At 62.5% G+C, this 1,149-nt stretch carries 2 protein-coding genes; both read right to left on the bottom strand.

All coding sequences use genetic code 11. The features are described from left to right. The coding region (locus AC629_RS43845) for a flagellin N-terminal helical domain-containing protein (protein WP_502693121.1) at positions 1-367 on the bottom strand (367 nt) is incomplete at its 3' end. Between the two features lie 288 nt (positions 368-655). Then, on the bottom strand, positions 656-1,149 hold a 494-nt coding region (locus tag AC629_RS43840; protein WP_283848246.1), incomplete at its 5' end, for a flagellin.

The raw sequence follows: 1,149 nt of genomic DNA, 5'->3' as shown, positions 1-1,149 counted from the left end.
CGGTGCCGGCTGCTGCGTTGGCGCCGGTGAAGGCGACGCTGGCCTTCGACGTGTAGCCCGAGGGCTGCTGCAGCGCCTGGTTGGCGATCGACTTCGCGGTATCGACCAGCTTGGAGAGCGAGGTGATGCCGGTGTTGGCGGCCTGCAGCACCTGCACGCCGTTGCCGATGCTGTCGAGGAGGTTGCTGATGTCGCTGGCGCGGGCATCGAGGCCGGCGGCCGTGAAGAAGTTGGTGGGGTTGTCGAGCGCGCTGTTGACCTTCTTGCCAGTGGCGAGACGGCCCTGTGTGGTCGCGAGCAGGTCGGCGGTGCCCTGCAGCGAGAGCAGGTTCTGGCGGACTGCGGCAGTGAGGGTGATGTTGGACAGAGACATGAGGGCACCTTTCTGGCGTAAATCTACAGCCGGCCTTTCTTGGCCGCGCATGGCGAAACCCTAGGAACGCTATGGTCAACAAAGGATGAAACCGGCCGTGCGATGGTTAATGCAGCGGGCGCTTTCGAAGAATTATGGTTAAGGAACGGTCAATCACGGCCGATGCGTTAAGCAGGACTTAAGACGTGACCACCGCCGAAGCGGCCAGAATGTAGATTGGCACAAAAAAGAACGGCGGGGCCGAAGCCCCGCCGTCTCGTTGAGTGAACCGATCCGCTTAGCTTAGCGCAGCAGCTGCAGCACGCTCTGCTGCGACTGGTTGGCGAGCGCCAGCGCCGAGGTCGCGATCGACTGGCGGGTCGAGAGCGCCTGGCTGTTGGCCGCTTCCTCGTTGGCGTCGGCCAAGGTCAGGTTGGACGATCCGGTCTGCAGCACGTTAATCAGGCTCTTGTTGAAGTCCTGGCGGATCTGCACGATCGACAGGTTGGCGCCGAAGGCCGAGGCCTGCGAGCGCAGCGTTGTGCTGGCGGTGTTGAGCGCCGTCAGGACATTGTTGGTCGAGGTGTTGTCGGTGAAGTCGGTGCCGGCCGTAAGCTTGCTCAGACCGAGGCCGGCCGGATCGAAGGTCACGCCCGCGATCGTCGATGTCGACTTGCCGGTTTCGTTGAACACCAGCTTCAAGCTGTCACCGTTGAGCAGGTTGATGCCGTTGAAGGAGGCGTCCTGCGCGGTGGTCTTGATCTGGTCGATGATCTGGTTGTACTGCGCAACCAGAC

It is taken from the genome of Bradyrhizobium sp. NAS80.1 (assembly GCF_001908205.1).
Taxonomy (GTDB): domain Bacteria; phylum Pseudomonadota; class Alphaproteobacteria; order Rhizobiales; family Xanthobacteraceae; genus Bradyrhizobium.
This window is presented reverse-complemented; position numbering and strand designations above follow the sequence as displayed.